The sequence below is a fragment of the Ruminococcus sp. OM06-36AC genome (assembly GCF_003438725.1).
In the GTDB taxonomy this organism is placed as follows: Bacteria; Bacillota; Clostridia; order Oscillospirales; family Ruminococcaceae; genus Ruminococcus_C; species Ruminococcus_C callidus.
Genome location: NZ_QSTT01000046.1, coordinates 1 through 4318, shown reverse-complemented (window position 1 = coordinate 4318; position 4318 = coordinate 1). Strand labels below are relative to the sequence as shown.

The following is a 4318-nucleotide window of genomic DNA, read 5'->3' as shown; positions in this document are numbered from 1 at the left end:
ACCACTTCCTTTTGTTTGGGCGGCAACAGCAGCATTGCCTGATACAGCCATTCCGTTGCAACGACACAGCAGTATCCGTTTCCGGCATCGATGAAATGTTCGGATGGATAAACTGCATTTTCACCATGTGTTTTCAAAATGTACTGTACGATATCTGTGTTGACTGACTCATTTTTCTTTCTTGTTTTTGCAGCAGCGGCGAAATTTCTGCTTGCATTTCTCATCACTGTTTTACTGAAACTATCGAAAATTTCAAGTTTCAGCTGATCATCATCATGTGAGGGAGCAGACATTATTTTCCCTCCCTCCATATTCAGTTTTGAGAAGCCCTTTTTTGCCCTCCTGAAATTACTAAGACAATTGAGAGAAGCAAAATGGGAAGGTTTTAAATGTAAATTTTATATGAACAGGTAGGAGAAAGAAAAAAGCAGCATACAAAACCGGTCATTTCGCCGGATTGTATGCTGCTTGAAAAAAATAAAAAGGGCAGTCCTGCCCAGCTGTTTGCCGGACAAAACTGCCTTTTTTGGGTGGTTGAATTTTAAAGGAAATATATTGCTTGTAGGTAAATTACATACATTTCACATCAAAAAATTTTCAATACTTCCTGTTCTAGAAATAGGATTGTTATGGAGATAATAGTAAAACCAATCTGTCTTATTGTCGTTCAAATAACTATGGGATTCATAAGTTTAAATACGCATAATGAATAAAATGTGGATTCAAAAATTAGTATGCGTTACATACATGAATAATATCTACCATTTCTACATCCACATCAATAATATGACTTTTAAGAATTGATGCGATAGGTTCTGGAACATTTTCTATTACTAACGCTTCACATGGCGAAGAAATTTTCGTATAATACTCAACATGTTCATTGCCATTGTATGAATCAAAGCAATATATCCCTTTTTGAGTCATGCATTCACAGAACTCAATTAATTTTTCACCAAAATCTGTGTCTTTTATATGCTTTGTCTCCGTTTTTTTTCCACAATTATCAAAGTAATTTTCGATTAAAATAGTTTCTTCCTTTGAGCGGCAAACAAATTCTGGTACATACCCATAGACACCAGATGTAAATGCAATAACCCTGTGAAACTTGTCAATAGCAAACCATAGTATATCTTCATATTCTACTTCTAATTCTGATATTCTCATTTTCTGCGAAACACACCTCATTTCACCTTTTCTTCATATTCGGCTTAAATATATATTCGCAGTTAGGACACGGATCTTTAGCTATTCTGTATCTAGGTCTTATTGCATTAGTAAATCTGATATTTCTTAATTTACTTCCACCTAACAACAACTGATTTGCTGCTCTAAACTCAGCGCAAACGCCAACAGTAGTTTGTCTCTTTAATCCAACAGTCAGCCCCTTGCTTCCAATTCCACCAATTTCAGTAGCACGTTTTAATAAAGGTCTAGCTACTTTACTAGGTGGAGCTCCTGCAAATGCAGCTGTAACTCTACCTGTTTTTACATCATAGGCTCCAATAGCCATAGCTTTTTTAGTGCCACCAGGTGTACTTTTTATTAAGTTATCTCTAGCAAAAATAGCCTCGTCCATCAATTGCTGATTTTTCAGTGCTTCTACAGACTTAACTGCATTAAATGTTGAACCAGCAGCTGCAAATATTCCGCCCCACATGAATCCGTCGACAGCACCATCAAGAGCAGCTTCACCAGCACCTTCCCAACTTCCTGTTGATAGTCGATGAGAAACAGCTTCTGTTCCTGCACTAATAGCTATGCTCGAAGCAACACTTATCAACACCGGTGCAGCGGTTCCACCAGTAGCAACTGTAATTCCAACTGCAGCAACAGTCGCAACTGCACCAATTGCAAATTTAGCCCAATTGGGTAAATGTCCGCTCGGGTCAACGCCAAGGATTGGATTATTATGACAATAGGTATACAAATTCAAACTCAAAGGATCGGTATTCTCACCAGTAACAGAATCTCGTGAAATAAACCGTCCAATCGTCGGATCATAATACCGTGCTCGCAGATAAATCGTACCCGATTCAGAATCATAATACTCACCGCAATACCGGAACGCATTATCATCCGCATCATCGACATTCTGCTCGACACCAAACGCATCGTATTTGTACGACTTCGTAATTGCACCTGTGGAATCCGTCAGATTAACAACATCGCCGTGAGCATTCTGCGTATAATACTGATAATCCGTCTTGACATTACCACTCTGCTTGCTGAATTTCGCTAGCAGGTTTGTACCACGAACATAAACCTCAGCACTGTACCAGTCGCTGTCATCCATGTCCACAACAATCTGCTTGTTGCCATCCCAGATATGATTGATTGTCTTGCCGTCGACTGTCTTACTCGTCCGCAGTCCATCTGCGTTATATTTATAACTCGCTGTTGTCTCTCCATCGGTAAATCCAATCAGCTGATTCAAACCGTCATAAGTATTTGTCTCTGTCTTACTCTCTGCGGTTTTTGTGATCTGATTTCCGTTGGCATCATAGGAATAGGCAGTTTCTTCTGTCTTTGCATCTGCAGCAGTACTTGTGATCAAGTCTGTCGGACTAATTGCTAATCCATCTGAGATTGTGGCATTGGAAGTTTCTTCAACTGTCTTGATTTCCTTCTGAAGCAGTGCAGTATACTTGCCATTGACAGTATAATCGTAGACTGTTTCATATTCTTCCGAACCATTAGCAACCATCTTAGAACGATTGCCATAATCATCATATTCATATGAATACGTATCAGCTGTCTTACCGTTAGAAATGGATTCCCTGGTCAATCTCTTCAAACCGTCATAATCATATGAGGTTGTTTCTATTGTACCATTTTCATTGCGTACTTTGCAAGCATCTGAACCGTCTAAATAGTACGAATATTCATAACTGGATATGTCGGAGTTTCCAGACTTGGTAACAAGTTTTGTCACCTTGTTGCATCCATTATAAGAATAGGTCGATACCACACCATTTGCAAGTGTTTCAGAAACCTTATTGCCATTTGCATCATAGGTATAAGTTGCAGTCAAATTACCGCTTTCCTTTACCTGAGCAATACGCATTTCAGCATCGTATTCATATTGCGTGGAGGAATACATTGTTTGATGATTAATACCAACCAACTGTTCCTTCGCATACTGAGATATGCCCTCGTAGAAATAGCCCTTGAAAGATTTTTCACTAAGTTCCTGATAAACACGTCCAAGGTTATCGTATTGATAGCTTGTCTGTACTTCATTGGCCGTTTTGCTTCGCACCCTGCCCATATTGTCATAGACATAGGATTTTGATACATTTTTAGAAGTATCACTGCAAATTGTATTTGCTGTCAGCACACGATTCAGTGCATCATAGGTGTTAGTGGTCACATTGCCATTGGCATCGGTTACAGTCAGTGCATTACCATTCAGATCATAGGTTGTTGCACCAGAGTTATAGCCTGTGCTGTCAGTCGTTCTTACCAAATGTCCCCACGCATCATATTCATAATTCGTGGTCATGTAGTCAGAATCATTTGTGCTGTTCAAACCCGTGTACATTTTGGTTTGGATACCAGCATTGTTGTAGAAATACTTGGTAATATTCTTCTCACCATTAGACGTGCCGTCACTCAATGTTACCTGTGTCAGCAAGCCCTGTGCATTGTACTGATTTTCAGTTACACTATACTTTACTGTATCCGAATCCTGCTTTTGAACAGTTTGCTTTGCCAGCGTTACATTACCATTCTTGTCATACTGATTTTCCGCCACAGAGTAGTTGACAGATCCATTCGATTTGGTGTTGAACGGTGTGTAGGTCTTAGTAACCTTGTTCAGATAACCATACTCATACTTCGTGATGTTTCCCAATGCATCTGTCTGACGAGCAAGCTGTCCATTGGCATAGTATGCACTGGTACGCTTAGTTTCACCATTTGTTTTTTCGTAAATTGTGTGTTCCTTGATATCGGTCAGCGTTTCGGAAATAACCTGCTTGTTTTCAGTAATATAAGTCGTTTTAGTTGTTTTCAGACCCTTACAGGAGTGAGAAGCTGAAGTATCAAGTGCAGAATAAATGTCAAAATTGTATCCTGCAAATTCATAGGATGTCTTCGTTAAAATTTGCTTTGTGCCATTTTCACTGCCCAAGAAATATGTTGCCTTTTCTCTTTGAAGACCATCATACGCCGTCAGATTCATTGTGCCGTCTGGATTGGTTTTCTTGATTACCTGTCCATACGCATCATACACATAAGAGGTAACATTACCTTCTGCATCTGTTTCTGATTTTTTGTTTCCGTCCGGATAATAAGTTGTCAAGCTGCCGTGGCT

At 39.4% G+C, this 4318-nt stretch carries 3 protein-coding genes; all 3 read right to left on the bottom strand.

The features are described from left to right. The coding region (locus DXB92_RS12855) for a hypothetical protein (protein WP_147330074.1) at positions 1-311 on the bottom strand (311 nt) is incomplete at its 3' end. Positions 312-729: 418 nt separating this feature from the next. Further along, positions 730-1167, bottom strand: coding sequence for a hypothetical protein (locus tag DXB92_RS12850; protein ID WP_147330073.1), 438 nt, complete (start codon positions 1165-1167; stop codon positions 730-732). A 22-nt stretch (positions 1168-1189) separates the two neighbouring features. Beyond that, on the bottom strand, positions 1190-4318 hold a 3129-nt coding region (locus DXB92_RS12845), incomplete at its 5' end, for an RHS repeat-associated core domain-containing protein (RefSeq protein ID WP_181977083.1).